This window comes from Jiangella alba, assembly GCF_900106035.1.
Lineage (GTDB): Bacteria > Actinomycetota > Actinomycetes > Jiangellales > Jiangellaceae > Jiangella > Jiangella alba.
The window spans coordinates 2,487,911-2,505,160 of sequence record NZ_FNUC01000003.1 but is presented as its reverse complement, the minus strand read 5'-3'; the positions used below and the strand labels follow the sequence as shown (position 1 = coordinate 2,505,160).

Sequence of the window (17,250 nt, the reverse complement as noted above, 5' to 3'; positions counted from 1 at the left end):
AGCGGGGTTCTATGGCGACTGACGAGAACGCAGCGAGGCGCCGCCTGGGCGTCGCTCGGTAGGCCATGGACCCGGGAGACACACCCTAGGTCGCGTTGAAGTACTTCGCCTCGGGGTGATGCACGACCAGCGCGTCGGTCGACTGCTCGGGATGCAGCTGCAGTTCCTCGGAGAGGTTCACTCCGATCCGCTCGGGCCGCAGCAGCCGGACCAGCTTCACGCGGTCGCCGAGGTCGGGGCAGGCCGGGTAGCCGAAGGAGTAGCGCGAGCCGCGGTACTCCTGCTTGAGGATGCCGCCCAGGTCGGCGTCGTCCTCGGCGCCGAAGCCCAGCTCGCCGCGGACCCGCGCGTGCCAGTACTCCGCCAGTCCCTCGGTGAGCTGCACCGACAGCCCGTGCAGTTCGAGGTAGTCGCGGTAGGAGTTGCCGGCGAACAGTTTCGCCGTCGCCTCGGCCACGCCTGAGCCCATGGTCACCAGCTGGAACGCGACGACGTCGACGTCGCCGGACTCGCGCGGCCGGAAGAAGTCGGCCAGGCACAGGCGGCGGTCGCGGCGCTGGCGCGGGAACGAGAACCGCTCCAGCTCCTTGCGGTGGTCCTCGGGGTCGAGGACGACGAGGTCGCGGCCCTCGGAGACGGCCGGGAAGTAGCCGTAGACGACGGCCGCCTCCAGGATGCTCTCGGTGTGCAGGCGGTCCAGCCACATGCGCAGCCGCGGCCGGCCCTCGGTCTCGACCAGCTCCTCGTACGAGGCGCCGCCGCGGGCGCCCTTGAGCCCCCACTGGCCCATGAACGTGGCCCGCTCGTCCAGGTAGGCGGCGTAGTCGGCGAGGTGCAGGCCGCGCACCACCCGGGTGCCCCAGAACGGCGGCGCCGGCACGGCGTTGTCGGTGGCGACGTCGGAGCGGACGTCGTCGCCGTCGTCATCGTCGCGCACGACGGTGGTGCGGGCGACCCGGCGCTTGCGCAGCGCGGGCAGCACGTCGGCCAACTGCTTGCCGGGGTCGGTGCGCACGCTGGCGACCGCGTCCATCAGCCGCAGTCCCTCGAACGCGTCGCGGGCGTAGCGGACCTCCCCCGCGTACAGCTCGGCGAGGTCGTCCTCGACGAAGGCCCGGGTCAGCGCCGCGCCGCCGAGGATGACCGGCCAGCGCGCCGACAGCCCGCGCTGGTTGATCTCCTCGAGGTTCTCCTTCATCACGACCGTGCTCTTCACCAGCAGCCCGGACATGCCGATGACGTCGGCGTCGTGCTCCTCGGCGGCGTCGAGGATCGCGTTGATCGGCTGCTTGATGCCGAGGTTCACGACCGAGTAGCCGTTGTTCGACAGGATGATGTCGACGAGGTTCTTGCCGATGTCGTGGACGTCACCCTTCACCGTCGCCAGCACGATGGTGCCCTTGGTGCCGCTCTCGCCCTCGACCCGCTCCATGTGCGGCTCGAGGTGCGCCACGGCGGCCTTCATGACCTCGGCGCTCTGCAGCACGAACGGCAACTGCATCTGGCCGCTGCCGAACAGCTCGCCGACGGTGCGCATGCCGCTGAGCAGCGTCTCGTTGACGATGTCGAGCGCCGGCTTCTGCTCGAGGGCTTCGTCGAGGTCGTCTTCCAGGCCTTTGCGCTCGCCGTCGACGATGCGGCGCTCCAGCCGCTCGAACAGCGGCAGCCCGGCCAGCGCGGCCGCGCGGTCCTCCGTCGTCGACGTGACGCCCTCGAACAGCTCCAGGTAGCGGGGCAGCGGGTCGTACTCCGGCGTGCGGCGGTCGTACACGAGGTCGAGCGCGACCTGGTACTGCTCCTCCGGGATGCGCGACACCGGCAGGATGCGGGCGGAGTGGACGATGGCGGAGTCGAGGCCGGCGCTGACGCACTCGGCGAGGAAGACGGAGTTCAGCACGGCGCGCGCGGCCGGGTTGAGCCCGAACGAGACGTTCGAGACGCCGAGCGTGGTCTGCACCGCCGGGTAGCGCCGCTTCAGCTCGCGGATCGCCTCGATGGTCTCGACGCCGTCGCGGCGGGTCTCCTCCTGGCCGGTGGCGATCGGGAAGGTCAGGGTGTCGACGACGATGTCCTCGACGCGCATGCCCCACTCGCCGGTGAGCTGCTCGATCAGCCGCTCGGCCACGCGGACCTTCCACTCGGCCGTCCGGGCCTGGCCCTCCTCGTCGATGGTCAGCGCGACGACGGCGGCGCCGTGCTCCTGGACGATCGGCATCAGCTTGCGGATGCGCGACGTGGGGCCGTCGCCGTCCTCGTAGTTGACCGAGTTGACGACGCTGCGCCCGCCCAGGCACTCGAGGCCGGCCTCGATGACGGCCGGCTCGGTGGAGTCGAGCACCAGCGGCAGCGTGCTCGCGGTGGCCAGCCGGGCGGCCAGCTGGCGCATGTCGCCGGCGCCGTCGCGGCCCACGTAGTCGACGCAGAGGTCCAGCAGGTGCGAGCCGTCGCGGGTCTGCGCGCGGGCGATCTCGACGCAGTCGTCCAGGCGGCCCGCCAGCATCGCCTCGCGGAACGCCTTGGAGCCGTTGGCGTTGGTGCGCTCGCCGATGGCGAGGTAGGAGGTGTCCTGGCGGAACGGGACGTGCTGGTAGAGGCTCGCGGCGCCGGGCTCGTCGCTGGGCGTGCGCGGGGTGAGCTCGCGGCCGCCCACCCGCTCGACCACCTGGCGCAGGTGCTCGGGCGTCGTGCCGCAACAGCCGCCGACCAGCGCGAGGCCGTACTCGGCGGTGAACAGGTCGTGCGCGTCGGCCAGCTGCTGCGGCGTCAGCGGATAGTGCGCGCCGTTCGCCGTCAGCTCCGGCAGGCCGGCGTTGGGCATGCAGGCCAGGCCCGTGTGCGCGTAGCGGGCGAGGTGGCGCAGGTGCTCGCTCATCTCGGCCGGGCCGGTGGCGCAGTTGAGGCCGATGTGGTCGACGCCGAGCGGGGCGAGCGCCGTCAGGGCGGCCCCGATCTCCGAGCCCAGCAGCATGGTGCCGGTGGTCTCGACGGTGACGTTGACCATCAACGCGACGTGCTCGGCGCCGGCCGCCGTCATGGCCCGGCGGGCGCCGATGATCGCGGCCTTCGCCTGCAGCAGGTCCTGCGCGGTCTCGACCAGTACCGCGTCGACACCGCCGGCCAACATGCCCTCGACCTGTGTGCGGTAGGCGTCGCGGAGCGTGGCGAAGTCGACGTGGCCGAGCGACGGCAGCTTGGTGCCCGGGCCGACGCTGCCGAGCACCCAGCGCGGCCGGTCGGGCGTCGACCAGTCGTCGGCGACCTCGCGGGCCAGCCGGGCGCCGGCCTCGGCCAGCTCGTGGATACGCCCGGAGATCCCGTACTCCCCCAGGTTCGCCCAGTTGGCGCCGAACGTGTTCGTCTCGACCGCGTCGACGCCGACGGCGAAGTAGGCGTCGTGGACGCCGCGGACGACGTCGGGCCGCGTGACGTTGAGGATCTCGTTGCAGCCCTCGTGGCCCTCGAAATCGTCGAGCGTCAGGTCGGCCGCCTGCAACATGGTCCCCATGGCGCCGTCGGCCACCACGACGCGCCGGGACAGAGCTTCCCTCAGACTCCCCCGCATCCCGCCAGACTAGAGCCGTCCGACCTGCTCACAAGGAATCGTCCGGCATGCGGACGATTCGTCTCTGATTCTGGGACGAGGCTCCGCGCGCCTTTCCCGTCCGGGAGCCGTAGTGTTGGTCGGAAGGACGACGGGGTTGTGACCCTTCCAGGCAGGGAGACGAGCGCGATGGAGAACGACGGAGCGCGGCAGCTGCGCAATCCTGTCCTGATCGCCGCATTCGAGGGGTGGAACGACGCCGGAGAGGCCGCGACCGCCGGGATCGAGCACCTCGAGCAGGTCTGGAACGCCGGCGCCGTGGCGTCGCTCGACCCCGACGAGTACTACGACTTCCAGGTGAACCGCCCGCTGGTCAGCGTCGACGACGACGGCAAGCGCAGCATCGAGTGGCCCACCACCCGGCTGTCGGTGGTGAGCATCGAGGAGCACGGCCGCGACATCGTGCTGCTGCGCGGCATCGAGCCGAACATGCGGTGGCGGGCGTTCTGCGCCGAGCTGCTGTCCGTCGCCACCGACCTCGGCTGCGAGCAGGTCGTCACGCTCGGCGCGCTGCTGGCCGACGTCCCGCACACCCGGCCGGTGCCCGTCACCGTCTCGGCCACCGACTCCGACCAGGCCGAGTCGCTCGGGCTCGAGCAGTCCCGCTACGAGGGCCCCACGGGCATCGTCGGCGTGTTCCAGGACGCCGCTGCCCGGGCCGGGCTCGACGCCGTGTCGCTGTGGGCGGCGGTCCCCCACTACGTGGCCCAGTCGCCGTGCCCGAAGGCCACCATGGTGCTGCTGCAGCGGGTCGAGGACCTCCTCGGCCTGCCCGTCCCCATGGGCGACCTCGCCGAGCAGGCCGAGGCCTGGCAGCACGGCGTCGACGAGCTGGCCGAGGAAGACTCCGACGTCGCCGAGTACGTCCGCCGGCTGGAAGAGGCCCGCGACACCGTCGACCTCCCCGAGGCGTCCGGCGAGCACATCGCCCGCGAGTTCGAGCGCTACCTCCGCCGCCGCGACAGCTGAGCTACGGCAGGTCGCGCAGGAACCGCGACGACGCGCCGGCCTGGTCGGCGTAGCCGCGGCCGCGGTAGAACGCGTGCGCCTCGGTGCGGCGGTCCGAGCTGGTGACCTCCATGCGGGCGCAGCCGTGGTCCGCGGCGAACGACTCCGCCTCGGCCACCAGCCGCGCGCCCACGCCGCGGCCGCGGGCGTGGCCGGCCACGACGAGCGCGGTGATGCGGGCCCACGTGCCCTCGCGCTCGAAGAACGGGCAGACGTGCACCGCGACGACGCCCAGCACCTCGCCGCCGTCGTCGGCCACGTAGGCGGCGCTGGACGGGTCGCGCGACCACGACCGCAGCCGGCCGGCCGTCGCCGCGGTGCCGTCCTGCGGGTAGCCGAGCTGGTCCAGCAGTTCGGCGACGGCCGCCGCGTCGGCGCCGCGAGCGGGGCGGATCAGCACCGGCTCAGAGGGAGACGCCGAGGAGGGCGTCGATGGTGGCGGCGACGACGGCGGGCGCGGCGGGGTCGGTGCCGGGCGTCGTCGTCCACTGGTCGACGGCGGCCAGCGCGCCGGGCGAGTCGAGGTCGTCGGCGAGGCGGTCGCGGACGGCGGCCAGCACCGGCTCGGCGGGCGCGCCGGCACCCGCGGCCACCGCCGTGCGCCAGCGGGCCAGCCGTTCCTGCGCCGTCGTCAGCACGGACGCCGACCACTCGCGGTCGGCGCGGTAGTGGCCGGACAGCAGCGCCAGCCGCACGGCGGCCGGCTCGACGCCGTCGGCCCGCAGGCCGGAGACGAAGACCAGGTTGCCCAGCGACTTCGACATCTTCTCGCCGTCGAGGCCGACCATGCCGGCGTGCGCGTACAGCGACGCGAACGCGCCGGCGACGACGTGGGAGTGCGACGCGGACATCTCGTGGTGCGGGAAGACGAGGTCGCTGCCGCCGCCCTGGACGTCGAACGGGACGCCGAGGTACTCCATGGCGATGGCCGCGCACTCGACGTGCCAGCCGGGCCGCCCGGGACCGAACGGGCTGTCCCACGACGGCTCGCCCGGCCGCGCCTTCAGCCACACCACCGGGTCGAGCGGGTCCTTCTTGCCGGGACGGTCCGGGTCGCCGCCGCGCTCGGCGAACAACGCGCGCATCTCGGCCTCCGGCAGCCGCGACACCGCGCCGAACGCGGGGTCGGTGCGCACGGAGAAGTAGAGGTCGCCGTCGAGCTCGTACACCGACGGCTCCATGCGCTGGATCAGCCGGATGATCAGCGGGATGGCCTCGACGGCGCCGACGTACGACGACGGCGGCAGCACCCGCAGCCAGGCCATGTCCTCGGTGAACAGCCGGGTCTCGGTGTCGGCCAGCTCGCGCCAGTCCTGCCCGGTCTCGGTCGCCCGCTCGAGCAGCGGGTCGTCGACGTCGGTGATGTTCTGGACGTAGCGGACGTCGTGGCCGGCGTCGCGCCAGGCCCGGTTGAGCAGGTCGAACGCGAGATACGTGGCGGCGTGCCCCAGGTGCGTGGCGTCGTAGGGCGTGATGCCGCAGACGTACATGGTGGCGACCGGCCCCGGTTGCGGCGGCCGCACGGTTCCCGTCGCGGTGTCGTGCAGACGGACGGGCAGGCCGCGCCCGGGGAGGGCGGGCACGTGGGGGGCAGGCCAGGCTCGCATGATCTGCTCAGCCTAGATGTTCAGAACACCGGCCACGGAACCGGCATCCGCCCCTCGGGACTGGGCATCGTCCCGCGGGCGAGCAGCGCGTCGATGCGGGCGAGCGTCGCCGCGACCTCCTCGTCCGTTAGGAGCTCGCCCAGCGTCGTCCCCAGGGCGCCGCCGGCCAGGGCGCGCAGCCGCTCCAGTTCGGACCGCTCGGCGGCGGTGAGCGCGGACCCGGCCCAGCCCCACAGGACGGTGCGCAGCTTCGGGTCGGCGTTGAAGCAGACGCCGTGGTCGACGCCCACCACCTCGGCGACGGACGGCGCGACGGACCGGTCGCCGGCCAGGACGTGCCCGCCCTTGCGGTCGGCGTTGTTGACGACGGCGTCGAAGACGGCCAGCCGGCGCAGCCCGGGGTCGTCGGCGTGCACCAGCAGGACCGGCGTGCCGTCGCCGTCGACCGCCTCGAGGATCGGCAGCCAGCCGCCGGCCGGCGGCGCCGACGCGGGCACGACGTCGACGCGGCCCGCCCCCAGCTCGGCCTCGCCCTGGTCCATCCACGCCTGGCACATGCCGGCGCCGAACGGCCCGTCCGGGCGCAGCACCGTCGGCGGCACCACGTGCCAGCCGGCCGCCGCGGACAGCTCGTACGCGGCCGCCTCGCGCGCGGCCAGCGTGCCGTCGGGAAAGTCCCACAGCGGCTGCTCGCCGCTGACCGGCTTGTACACGCACCGCACCGACGCGTCGCCGTGGGTGACGCGCCCGAGCAGGGTGAGGTTGGACGCGACGACGAGCCTGCCCTCGACGGTCAGCTCGCCCTCGCGGAGCAGGCTCAGCAGGTCCACGCGGTCAGTCCCGCCGCCGGTAGCCGTTCTGCCGGGGGCACACGTGCCCGGCCGGGTCGAGCGGCAGGCTGCACAGCGGGCACGGCGGGCGGCCCGCGGCGACGACGGCCTGCGCCCGCTTGACGAACGCCCGGGCGGCCGGTCCGGTCAGCCGCACGACCATGACGTCGCGGTCGGACTCGTCGGGGTCGTCGGGCGGCTCGGTCTCGTCGTCGACGACGGCGTACGCGGCCATGACGATCTGCTCGTCGTCGGTGTCCCAGCGCAGCGTCATGGCGCCGACGCGGAACTCCTCGACGATCGGCTGCTCGAGCGGCTCGAGGTCGTCGAGCTCGGCCGGCGCGACGGCGGGGACGGTGGTCATGCCGCCGGCCCGGCGCAGGATCTCGTCGAGCATGTCGTCGACCCGCTCGGCGAGCACCGACACCTGCTCCTTCTCGAGCAGGACGCTGATCAGCTTGGTGGCGTCGCGGGCCTGGAGGAAGAACGAACGCTCGCCGGGGCGCCCGACGGTTCCGGCGATGAAGCGTTCGGGTTGGTCGAATCGGTACACCTGCACGGCCACCCGGAAAGCCTATCTCGCGTCGCCCGCTCCCCCGCCGACGACGGCGTCGCCGCGGGTGGCGCGCCGGCGCCGCCGGGCCGGCGACCGGAGGAAGCCGAGGTCGCCGCCGGTGTCGTTGACGCGCAGCACGAACGGCCGCCGTTCGGTGAACGAGACGATCGACACCGAGCACGGGTCGACGACCAGCCGCTGGAAGTGGTCGAGGTGCATGCCGAGCGCGTCGGCCAGCACCGCCTTGATGACGTCGGCGTGTGAGACGGCAAACCACACCGCGCCGGGCCCGTGCTCGGCGCCCAGTGCGGCGTCGCGGGCGCGGACGGCGTCGACGGCGCGGCGCTGGACGGCGCGCAGCGACTCGCCGCTGGGGAAGACCACGCCGGACGGGTGCTCCTGGACGACCTTCCACAGCTTCTCGCGGCGTAGGTCGGTGAGCGAGCGGCCGGTCCAGTCGCCGTAGTGGCACTCGGTCAGGCCGTCGTCGGTGACGACCTCGCGGCCGCCCGCGATGGCCGTCGCCGTCTGCACGCACCGCTCCAGCGGGCTGCTGACGACCACCGCCGGGTGCACCGCGTCGAGCCGCGCCGCGAGCGCCGCCGCGCCCTCGCGGCCGATGTCGTCGAGGCCCACCCCCGGCGTGCGACCGGCCAGCACGCCCGCGACGTTGGCGGTGGTCCGGCCGTGGCGTATCAGGACGACTGTGGGCATGTGGGAAGCCTACGAGGAGTACCGATCACATGAACATCTGCCCAGGGGGTCGCGCGCGTCACCGAAATGGGTTATCAAGTCTTCAGACAAATGTCTTCGTCGCCGGGACCGTTCGGCCCATCCGGGCCACACGCGCCGTGGCACGGGAGGGGACACGACGCGGATGCGGTTCCTCAGACGTCGCCACGTGGCGGCCATCGCGGCCACCGCGGGTCTCGCCCTGGCCGCCGTCGCCGGGCCCGCCGCCGCGGCGCCCGTCACGCCTCCCCCGGCCACCCAGCCGCCGGTGCACCCGCCCACCGACGGCGCGCCCGACGACGTCCCGCCCGACGAGCTCCCGCCGGGCACCGTCGCGCCGCCGCCGGTCGAGGCGCCGCCCGCGCCGGGTGACCCCGAGTCCGCGTACGCGCAGGGGCTGGAGGGCGCCCAGACGGTCGCCGTCGCCGAGGCGCAGCGCCTGCTCGCCCAGGTGATGTCCGACCTCAGCTCGGCGCAGGAGGTGTTCGCCTCCGCGTCCGCCGCCGCCGACGACGCCCGCGCCAACGACATCCACGCCCAGCAGCAGCTGAAGATCGCCACCGAGTCGGTGGCCCGCACCCAGCGCGAGATCGACGACCTCGACGCCCGCGCGGCGGCCACCCGCAACACCATCGGCACCATCGCCCGCGAGGCGTACCAGGGCAACAACCTCGCCGCCATGGGCGTCGTCCTCGGCGCCGAGACGCCCGACGACCTCGCGTCGCGCTACATGGGCATGCGCACGCTGCTGCGCACCGCCGACGGCGCGCTGGGCGAGATGGCGAACACCCAGGCCGAGCTCTCCAACGCGCACGCCCGCCTCGAGGGCCAGCGGCTGCAGCTCGAGACCGTGGCCGGTCAGGCAAGCCAGTCGCTCGCCGCGCTGGAGACGGCCGAGGCGGCGGCACTCGCCGCCCGCCAGGTCGTCGACAACACCCAGACGCTGGTCCAGGGCGCCGTGCAGGCGGCGGCCGACGCCCGGCTCGAGGACTACCAGCGCTACATGGAGCTGCTGCAGCAGTCCACCGAGGTCGGCGAGCTGCTGGCGGCGGCCAGCTACGGTCCCGGCTACGGCACCGGCGCCTTCACCCGGCCGGCCACCGGCCCCACGACGTCGGAGTACGGCCAGCGGCTGCACCCCATCCTCGGCTACGTGAAGATGCACACCGGCCTCGACTTCGGCCGCGGCGACGGCCGCATCTACGCCGCCGACGCCGGCACCGTCATCGAGGCGCAGTGGAACAACGCCTACGGCAACATGGTGATCCTCGACCACGGCATCGTGAACGGCCAGCGGCTCACCACCATGTACGCGCACCAGTCGGACCTCATGGTGGTGCCCGGCCAGCGGGTCGAGAAGGGCCAGTACATCGGCAACATCGGCTCCACCGGCTACTCCACCGGGCCGCACCTGCACTTCGAGGTCCGCCTCGACGGCCAGCACACCGACCCCTGGCCCTGGGTGGCCAGCGCCCCGCTGCCCGGCGGCACGTCCTAGCGAGGCGCACCTGCGGCAGCGGCAGCCCGGGCGCCCCCAGGACGACAACCGTTCGGGCGAGGTGACACCAGCGCCAACTGTTGGCGCTCAGGTCAACCCGCCCCTGCACAACTCCGGGCCGTACCCCGCACGGCCCGGCGCCCCAGCACCCCGTCAGCCGGCCGCCGCTCGTCGGCCTAGGAGCTCCAGGTCCCGGTGGCCAGCATCGCGAAGGTGAACAGCCCCAGCGCGACGCGGTAGATGATGAAGGGCGCGAAGGACCGCTTCTCCAGCCACGACATCAGCCAGGCGATGACGGCGAAGCCGACGGCGAAGGCGACGATGGTGGCGAGGATCGTCGGGCCGGCGCCGTAGACCGACCCCTCCTCCATCGCGCCCGGCCACTCGAAGATGCCCGAGCCGAGCACCGCCGGGATGGCCAGCAGGAACGCGAACCGGGCCGCCGCCGCGCGGTCCAGGCCGAGGAACAGCCCCATGCTGATCGACGCGCCGGACCGGGACACGCCGGGGATGAGCGCCATCGCCTGGGCGAACCCGATGAGGACGGCGTCCTTGTAGGTGAGGTCGGCGATGGTGCGGTCCTTGCGGCCGACGCGGTCGGCGATGCCGAGGATCACGCCGAGCACCACCAGCGTCGTCGCGATGATCCAGAGGGAGCGGAAGTCGTCGCGGATGACGTCCTGCAGCAGGTAGCCGAGCGCGCCGATCGGGATGGTCCCGATGATGACGAACCAGCCCATCCGGGCGTCCTGCGGGTCGTACGACGCGCGCCGGCGGCGGCCCCGCGACGCCTCGCGCCCGCCGGCGAGCGACCGGAACCACGCGCTGACGATGCGGCCGATGTCGCGGGCGAAGTAGAGGATGACGGCGGTCTCGGTGCCGATCTGCGTGACGGCGGTGAACGCGGCGCCGGGGTCCTCCCAGCCGAACAGCTCCGGATAGATGCGCAGGTGTGCGCTGGACGAGATGGGCAGGAACTCGGTCAGCCCCTGCAGCACGCCCAGCACGACGGCCTGGAACCACTCCATGTGTTGCGTCGACTCCCTCTGGTGGTCAGGATGCCAGGCCGGCGGCGTCCAGCGCCTCGGCGACGGTGCGAAGCGCGGCCAGGCGCGCCTCCAGCGGGCCGGCGTGCGCCGCGACGGACAGCGTGGTGACGCCCGACTCGGCGTAGGCGTGCAGGCGGTCGCGGATGCGCTCGGGCGGGCCGATCAGCGCCGTCCGGTCGACGAACTCCAGCGGGACGGCGGCCGCGGCCTCGCGGTGCTTGCGGTCCAGGAACAGGTCCTGGACGGTGTGCGCGGCGTCGCCGAAACCCATGCGCACGGCCAGCGCGTTGTAGAAGTTCTGCTTCCGGCTGCCCATGCCGCCGAGGTACAGCGCCGAGTAGGCGCGCACCGGCTCGGCGCACGCCTCCAGGTCGTCGCCGACGGACACCGGGACGGTCGGCACGACGTCGAAGCCGTCCATGCTCCGCCCCGTCGTCGCCCGGCCGGCCCGGATGAGGTCCAGCGACTCGCCGGCGTGCTCGGGCGCGTAGAAGATGCCCAGCCAGCCGTCGGCGATCTCGCCGGTCAGCTCCAGGTTCCGCGGCCCGATCGAGGCGAGGTAGACGGGGATCGACGGCCGGACGGGGTGCACCGTCAGCTGCAGCGCCTTGCCCGGCCCGTCCGGGAGCGGCAGCCGCCAGTGTTCGCCGTCGTAGGCCAGCCGCTGCCGCGACAGCGCGAGCCGGACGATGTCGACGTACTCGCGGGTGCGGGCCAGCGGGTGGTCGAAGCGGACGCCGTGCCAGCCCTCGGAGACCTGCGGGCCGGAGACGCCGAGGCCGAGCCGGAACCGCCCGCCGGACAGGCTGTCGAGCGTGGCCGCCGTCATCGCCGTGGTGGCCGGGGTGCGGGCCGGGATCTGCATGACGGCGCTGCCGACGTCGATGCGCTCGGTCTGCGCGGCCACCCAGGCGAGCACCGTCGGCGCGTCGGACCCGTAGGCCTCGGCCGCCCACACCACCGCGTAGCCGAGCCGGTCGGCCTCCCTGGCCAGCGCCAGGTTCAGGTGGTCGTCGCCACCGCCCCAGTAGCCCAGGTTCAGCCCGAGCCGCATCCGTCACCTCCCGCGAGACACTTCGGGCGACTCTACCCGTCGGTGCGGCGCGGCCCGAGCCCGCGCCGCACCCGGTAGCCTCACGGCGTGGAACAGCGACGACTCGGGGGAAGCGGGCTGTCCGTCTCGCGGCTGGGGCTCGGCACCATGACGTGGGGACGCGACACCGACCAGCACGACGCGCGGGAGCAGTTGAAGGCGTTCGCCGACGCCGGCGGCACGCTGGTCGACACCGCGGCGGCGTACGGCAACGGCGAGAGCGAGAAGCTCATCGGCGCGCTGCTCGACAGCGCGGTGTCGCGGGCGAACCTGCTGATCGCGACGAAGGCCGGCGGCGGGCGGCCGGGCGGCCCGGGGCGCGTGGACGTGTCCCGGCGGGCGCTGCTGGACCAGCTGGACGACTCCCTCGACCGCCTCGACCTCGACTACGTCGACCTCTGGCAGGTCGCCGCGTGGAGCGACGCCGCGCCGATGGAGGAGACGCTGGGTGCGCTGGAGCACGCCGTCACGTCCGGGCGGGCCCGCTACGCCGGCGTGTCCAACTACGCCGGCTGGCAGACCGCGGCCGCCGCCGTCCACCAGCGCGCCGTCGCCGGCACCCAGGCGCCGCTGGTGTCGACGCAGGTCGAGTACTCGCTGCTGGAGCGCGGCGTCGAGCGCGAGGTGCTGCCGGCGGCGGCGCGGCTCGGGCTCGGCGTGCTGGCGTGGTCGCCGCTCGGGCGCGGGGTGCTGACCGGCAAGTACCGCAGCGGCACCCCGGCCGACTCCCGGGCCGCCACCACGCACTTCGCGCCGTTCGTCGACAAGTATCTCGACGCCCGCTCGGCCAAGATCGTCGACGCCGTCTGCACCGCCGCCGACGGCCTGGACGCGCTGCCGCTGGAGGTCGCGCTGACGTGGGTGCGCGACCGGCCCGGCGTCGCCGCGGCGATCGTGGGGGCGCGCACGGCCGGGCAGCTGCGCGACGTCCTCGGGTCCGACGACCTCGAACTGCCGGCCGAGATCCGGGCCGCGCTGGACGAGGTGTCGGCGCTGGAGCTGGGCTACCCCGAGGGTGTGGCTCCCGGGTCTCGGCCGTAGCGCAGTAGGCCACGGAGAGTCGTCCCCTCGCGGTGTCCTCGGGGCCGCGTGTCGAGTGTGGAGAAAGGGGGGTTCTCGGGCGCTGGGATCATTCGGGCTGAGCCATCCAGGCCTGATCGGCCTCCAGCTGGGGGCAGGTCACCGAGGCGTGCCGGCGGGCCAGCGGCTGCACCGGCCGCGCCGCCCGGCGGGGTAGCCCGAACCAGCCGGCCACGCCGCCGGCGAGGAACAGGCCGGCGCAGATCAGCATGCCGGCGCCGTAGCCCTGGTCCAGCCCGTCCGGGTTCTCCGCCGCGTCCGCCGGCAGCCCGGCCAGCAGCGGCAGCGCCGCGACGACGAGCAGGCCGGCCACCCGGGCCACGCCGTTGTTGACGGCGCTGGCGACGCCGGCGCTGCGGTCCGGGACGGCGCTGAGCACGGCGGAGGTGACCGGCGGGGTGATCAGCGGCACCCCGATCCCGGTGAGGACGACGACCGGCAGCACGTCGCCGAGGTAGTCCGCGCCCGCGCCGATCCGGGTCGACAGCACCAGCGCGGCGGCGCACACCAGCGAGCCGGCCAGCAGCGGCGTCCGCGCGCCGAGGCGGGTGGTCAGCTCGCCGCCGTACGGTGACAGCAGCAGCGTCAGCACCGGCAGCGGCAGCAGCGCCAGGCCCGCCGTCCACGCCGAGAACCCGGCGGTCACCTGCAGCTGGATCGGCAGCAGGAAGAACGCGCCGGCCAGCGCGCCGTACACCAGGAAGCTGGCCAGGTTCGCGGCGCTGAACTGGCGCGACGCGAACAGGCTCAGCGGCAGCATCGGCTCCGGGCGACGCCGCTCCACCAGCAGGAACGCGGCGAAGACCGCCGACGCGGCCAGCCCGATCGCCAGCGCCGGCCAGCCCGCCGACGTCTGCGTCAGCGCGTACGTCAGCCCGGCCAGCGCCGTCACCGCGAGCACCCCGCCCGCGACGTCGAAGCGCGGCGGCCGGCCCGGCACGCGGCTCTCCGGCACCCGGGTCACCAGCAGCACCGCGAGCACCACCGCCAGCGGCACGTTCACGAAGAACACCCAGCGCCAGCCCGCGGCGTCGACGAGCGCCCCGCCGACCAGCGGGCCCGCCGCTCCCGCCACGCCACTCGTCCCGGCCCACCAGCCGATCGCCCGGTTGCGGTCGTCGGGGTGGAAGGCGTTCTGGACCAGCGCCAGCGACCCGGGGACGATCAGCGCCCCGCCGACGCCCTGCAGCCCGCGCGCCACGATCAGCACGTCCGCCGTCGGCGCCAGCCCGCACAGTAGCGACGCGGCGCCGAACCACGCCACGCCCACCAGGTAGAGGCGGCGCCGTCCGAACCGGTCGCCCAGGCTGCCGCCCACCAGGATGAGCGCCGACAGCGTCAGCGTGAACGCGTTGACGGTCCACTGCAACTGCGCCATCGACGCGCCGAGGTCCGCACCGAGCGACGGCAGCGCGATCGTCACCACCGTCGACTCCAGCAGCACCAGCCCGGAGCCGGCCGCCGTCACCAGCAGCACCCAGCGCCCGGCCGGCTCGGACAGGCGCACCGGGGCGTCGGACGGGTTCGTCATGGGCAGCCCTCGTGCCGGCGGCCGCCCGGGGAGCCAGCGAGCGCCCCCACTCGGCGCGGCTCCCCCGGACGGCCGGTTCCTCAGTACTCCCGGTCCCCGATCGTGTACTCCCGGTCGGCGACGACCGAGTACTCGCGGTCGCCCGGGCCGGGCCCGTACTCCCGATCCGCCACGAGGGCCGGCGCCGCCGAGCCCGCGGCCGTCAGGCCGGCCAGCATCGCCGTGGCGCCGGCCAGCCGCACTGCTCCACCGAGCCGCATGGTCATCTCCTTCACTCGACAGCGGTGCACTGACCCCGCCATTGAGCGCCCCACCGGCTTCAGATCGGTGTCATGACCGCGTCATCGCAGCTCAGTCGTCCATGTGGATGATCTCGTCGACGCGGTAGACCAGGAGGTCCTCGTCGGCGACGCCGAACGGGTCGCTGGTGAGGGTCTGCTCGTCCGCCTCGCCCAGCGCCTGCACCCATACCGTCCCGCCGCGCGGCAGCAGCCCGGCCTCCTCGGCCCGCTCGTCCAGGCCGTCGACGCCGTAGGCGTGCAGCATCTGGTAGAGCGCGCGGCCCGGGTGGGACACGTCGGCGACGGCGGACTCCTGCGGGTCCTGCGGGTACAGCTCGCCGTACGCCTCACGTCCCGCGACGATCAGCCGGTCGCCGTCGTCGATCTCGTAGTCGCGGCGGACCAGCACGCCGACCACGCCCGGCTCGGACTCGAGATCCTCGAACTCGATGCTCGGCGGCTCTTCCGGGAACTCCCACGGAGTGACCTCCTCGGTGGTGTCGTAGAGGAGGTCGTCGTAGCGGTCGGCGGCGATCCGCAGCTTGTTGTAGGCGGCCTGGACCACCGGGTCCGATTCACCGGTGCGGGCCAGGCAGGCGTTGAGGTGAGCTTCCAGAGCGTCGGTGAGGTCGTCGAGCGCGGCCTGCAGGCGCTCGGCGTCGTGCGGCGGCATGGTCACAGTCGACGACCGTACCCGGTCCGGCCGTGGCAAGATACGTAAATGGAATGGTCGGTGGCGAGAAGCCTCAATTCGCGAGTCCCGGCCGCCGAGTACGAGTTCCGGCACATCTCCCTCCCCCGCACCACCTCCCGCAACGCGGCCCGCCGGCTGCTCACCGAGCAGGCGGAACACGGCCACTGGGAACTCGCTCGGCTGCGCCTCCACCCCGACGGCACGCGCAAGATCGTGCTACGCCGCAAGATCATGCGGGTCCGCGCGACGCTCTGACCCCACGGGCCGGAGCGTCGCGCGGACACCGTCAGGCTCGCCGCGTCCGCAGCGTCATCGCGGCGCCGCCGGCCAGCAGCAGCACCGCCGCCAGCATCGTGACGGCCGTGCCGCCGGCGCCGGTGTCCGGCAGTTCCTCGCCGTCACCGCCCGACGCCGTGCCGCCGCCCGTCACCGCGACCACGGTCTCGGCCTCGTAGAACTCGTCGCCGCCCCGGTAGGTCAGCTGCGCGACCCCCAGCTCGCCGGCCTCGGCGTCATCGGCCAGCCGGACCTCGACCGTCCACTGCTCGGCCTCGCCCGTGAGCAGCGCCGGGCTGGTGCGCGCGCACTCGACCCGCTGCGGCGAGAGCAGGGCGCAGCCCTCGTCCGGCCAGGTGCTCTCGTCGACGAGCTCGAACCCCTCGACGCCGACGATGGTGGCGCCCTCGGGAACCTCCAGGTCGACGATGCGCGAGCCCACGCCGATCGGGCCGCCGTTGGCCGCGTCGACCACGATCTCCACCACGTCGCCGGCCGCACCCGCCACCGACGGCGTCGCGGTCACGTCGAGCACGCGCGGGTCGGCGTCGAGGTACACCGCCTGCGTGTCGGAGGCCTTCCCGCCGTTGTCGCCCGTGACGGTGACCGTCGCGTCGCCCAGCTTCGAGCGCTCCGCGGTCTCCGGCATCAGCAGGTGGAACGTGACCTCGGTGGTGGCGCCCTGGGCGAGCGTCGCGTTGGTGTGGCACCGCACCTGCGCGTCGACGACGACGCAGCCCTCGTCCGGGCGGGTGGCGCCGTCGACCAGATCGAGCCCGGTGATGCCCGTCAGCGTGACGCCTCCGACCAGGGAGAGGTCGATCGAGCCGCCGGTCATGTCGCCACCGAGGCTGGTGACCTCGAGGACCTGGTCGAACGCCGCGCCGGGCGGCGCCGCGATGTCGAAGCCCGGCCCGAGCGTCGCGACGAGGTCCGGCTCGAGCGGTTCCAGGACCGTGACGTCGGCCTCGGCGCTCCGCGCCTCGCCCTCGTCGGGCGTGACGGTGTACGTCGCCGCGCCGATGACGCCCGAGACGCCGGCGGGGAGCGCGACCTCGAAGAGGGTGTCGACGTTGCCGGTGTGGCCCAGCGTGGCGTTCGTGTGGCACTCGACCCGCTGCGGCGTCACCAGTGCGCAGCCCTCGTCGGGCCGCTCGGTGCCGTCGGCGAACTCGTCCCCGGCGATGCCGGTGATCGTCGCGCCGTCCGGCACGGTGAAGTCGGCGCTCCAGCCGTCGATGTCGAGTCCGCGGTCGTTCGCGAGATAGGTGTAGGCCTCGACCGTGCTGCCCGCGTAGCCGGAGATCACCTGGACGTCGACGATGAAGTCGAGCGTCAGCTCGTCAGCGGCTGCGGGAGCGGCCAGACCGAGGGCGGTCGCCCCGATCAGGCCGGCTCCGGCCAAGGCGCGGAC

General features: G+C 73.8%; 16 protein-coding genes. 4 read left to right on the top strand and 12 right to left on the bottom strand.

All coding sequences use genetic code 11. The annotated features are described in order from the left end of the window. Positions 1-85: 85 nt before the first annotated feature. Complete coding sequence (gene metH, locus BLV02_RS14010; protein WP_069113387.1) at positions 86-3,562, bottom strand: methionine synthase; 3,477 nt, start codon at positions 3,560-3,562, stop codon at positions 86-88. Positions 3,563-3,730: 168 nt separating this feature from the next. On the opposite strand from metH, the gene BLV02_RS14005 reads away from it, so the two are divergent. Next, positions 3,731-4,570: a PAC2 family protein gene (locus BLV02_RS14005; RefSeq protein ID WP_069113388.1), complete on the top strand. Its 840-nt coding sequence runs from the start codon at positions 3,731-3,733 to the stop codon at positions 4,568-4,570. A 1-nt stretch (position 4,571) separates the two neighbouring features. Here the strand turns inward: BLV02_RS14005 and BLV02_RS14000 are convergent, their stop codons facing one another. The 5 genes from BLV02_RS14000 to BLV02_RS13980 are packed head-to-tail and all read right to left on the bottom strand — an operon-like array spanning position 4,572 to position 8,316. Next, the gene (locus BLV02_RS14000) at positions 4,572-5,009 is read right to left on the bottom strand and encodes a GNAT family N-acetyltransferase (protein ID WP_069113389.1); all 438 of its coding nucleotides are present in this window, start codon (positions 5,007-5,009) and stop codon (positions 4,572-4,574) included. 4 nt (positions 5,010-5,013) lie between these two features. Beyond that, positions 5,014-6,216, bottom strand: a complete 1,203-nt coding sequence (gene mshC, locus BLV02_RS13995) for a cysteine--1-D-myo-inosityl 2-amino-2-deoxy-alpha-D-glucopyranoside ligase (RefSeq protein WP_069113390.1) — start codon at positions 6,214-6,216, stop codon at positions 5,014-5,016. A gap of 20 nt (positions 6,217-6,236) precedes the next feature. Beyond that, a complete protein-coding gene (locus BLV02_RS13990) occupies positions 6,237-7,046 on the bottom strand; it encodes an SCO1664 family protein (RefSeq protein ID WP_069113391.1) in 810 nt (269 codons plus the stop codon). A gap of 4 nt (positions 7,047-7,050) precedes the next feature. Continuing rightward, the gene (locus BLV02_RS13985; protein ID WP_069113392.1) at positions 7,051-7,611 is read right to left on the bottom strand and encodes a DUF3090 domain-containing protein; all 561 of its coding nucleotides are present in this window, start codon (positions 7,609-7,611) and stop codon (positions 7,051-7,053) included. A gap of 9 nt (positions 7,612-7,620) precedes the next feature. Next, positions 7,621-8,316 carry an MSMEG_4193 family putative phosphomutase gene (locus BLV02_RS13980; protein ID WP_069113393.1) on the bottom strand — a complete coding sequence of 232 codons (696 nt, stop codon included), beginning with the start codon at positions 8,314-8,316 and terminating at the stop codon, positions 7,621-7,623. Positions 8,317-8,503: 187 nt separating this feature from the next. On the opposite strand from BLV02_RS13980, the gene BLV02_RS35660 reads away from it, so the two are divergent. After that, the gene (locus BLV02_RS35660) at positions 8,504-9,832 is read left to right on the top strand and encodes a peptidoglycan DD-metalloendopeptidase family protein (RefSeq protein WP_069113394.1); all 1,329 of its coding nucleotides are present in this window, start codon (positions 8,504-8,506) and stop codon (positions 9,830-9,832) included. Between the two features lie 176 nt (positions 9,833-10,008). Here BLV02_RS35660 and BLV02_RS13970 read toward each other — a convergent pair whose 3' ends face one another. Next, the gene (locus tag BLV02_RS13970) at positions 10,009-10,860 is read right to left on the bottom strand and encodes an undecaprenyl-diphosphate phosphatase (RefSeq protein ID WP_069113395.1); all 852 of its coding nucleotides are present in this window, start codon (positions 10,858-10,860) and stop codon (positions 10,009-10,011) included. 25 nt (positions 10,861-10,885) lie between these two features. Continuing rightward, the gene (locus BLV02_RS13965) at positions 10,886-11,935 is read right to left on the bottom strand and encodes an LLM class F420-dependent oxidoreductase (protein WP_069113396.1); all 1,050 of its coding nucleotides are present in this window, start codon (positions 11,933-11,935) and stop codon (positions 10,886-10,888) included. 87 nt (positions 11,936-12,022) lie between these two features. On the opposite strand from BLV02_RS13965, the gene BLV02_RS13960 reads away from it, so the two are divergent. Then, the gene (locus BLV02_RS13960) at positions 12,023-13,015 is read left to right on the top strand and encodes an aldo/keto reductase (protein ID WP_069113397.1); all 993 of its coding nucleotides are present in this window, start codon (positions 12,023-12,025) and stop codon (positions 13,013-13,015) included. 88 nt (positions 13,016-13,103) lie between these two features. On the opposite strand, the gene BLV02_RS13955 is transcribed toward BLV02_RS13960, so the two are convergent. The 3 genes from BLV02_RS13955 to BLV02_RS13950 form a co-directional block, all read right to left on the bottom strand. Beyond that, a complete protein-coding gene (locus BLV02_RS13955; protein WP_069113398.1) occupies positions 13,104-14,585 on the bottom strand; it encodes an MFS transporter in 1,482 nt (493 codons plus the stop codon). Between the two features lie 80 nt (positions 14,586-14,665). Then, the gene (locus BLV02_RS35655) at positions 14,666-14,845 is read right to left on the bottom strand and encodes a hypothetical protein (protein WP_141711730.1); all 180 of its coding nucleotides are present in this window, start codon (positions 14,843-14,845) and stop codon (positions 14,666-14,668) included. A 91-nt stretch (positions 14,846-14,936) separates the two neighbouring features. Next, a complete protein-coding gene (locus BLV02_RS13950; protein ID WP_069113399.1) occupies positions 14,937-15,539 on the bottom strand; it encodes a hypothetical protein in 603 nt (200 codons plus the stop codon). 60 nt (positions 15,540-15,599) lie between these two features. Between BLV02_RS13950 and BLV02_RS13945 the strand changes: the two genes are divergently transcribed. Then, the gene (locus tag BLV02_RS13945) at positions 15,600-15,815 is read left to right on the top strand and encodes a DUF5703 family protein (RefSeq protein WP_231947773.1); all 216 of its coding nucleotides are present in this window, start codon (positions 15,600-15,602) and stop codon (positions 15,813-15,815) included. Between the two features lie 31 nt (positions 15,816-15,846). Here BLV02_RS13945 and BLV02_RS13940 read toward each other — a convergent pair whose 3' ends face one another. Continuing rightward, positions 15,847-17,241: an LPXTG cell wall anchor domain-containing protein gene (locus BLV02_RS13940; RefSeq protein ID WP_141711731.1), complete on the bottom strand. Its 1,395-nt coding sequence runs from the start codon at positions 17,239-17,241 to the stop codon at positions 15,847-15,849. Between the last annotated feature and the right edge of the window lie 9 nt (positions 17,242-17,250).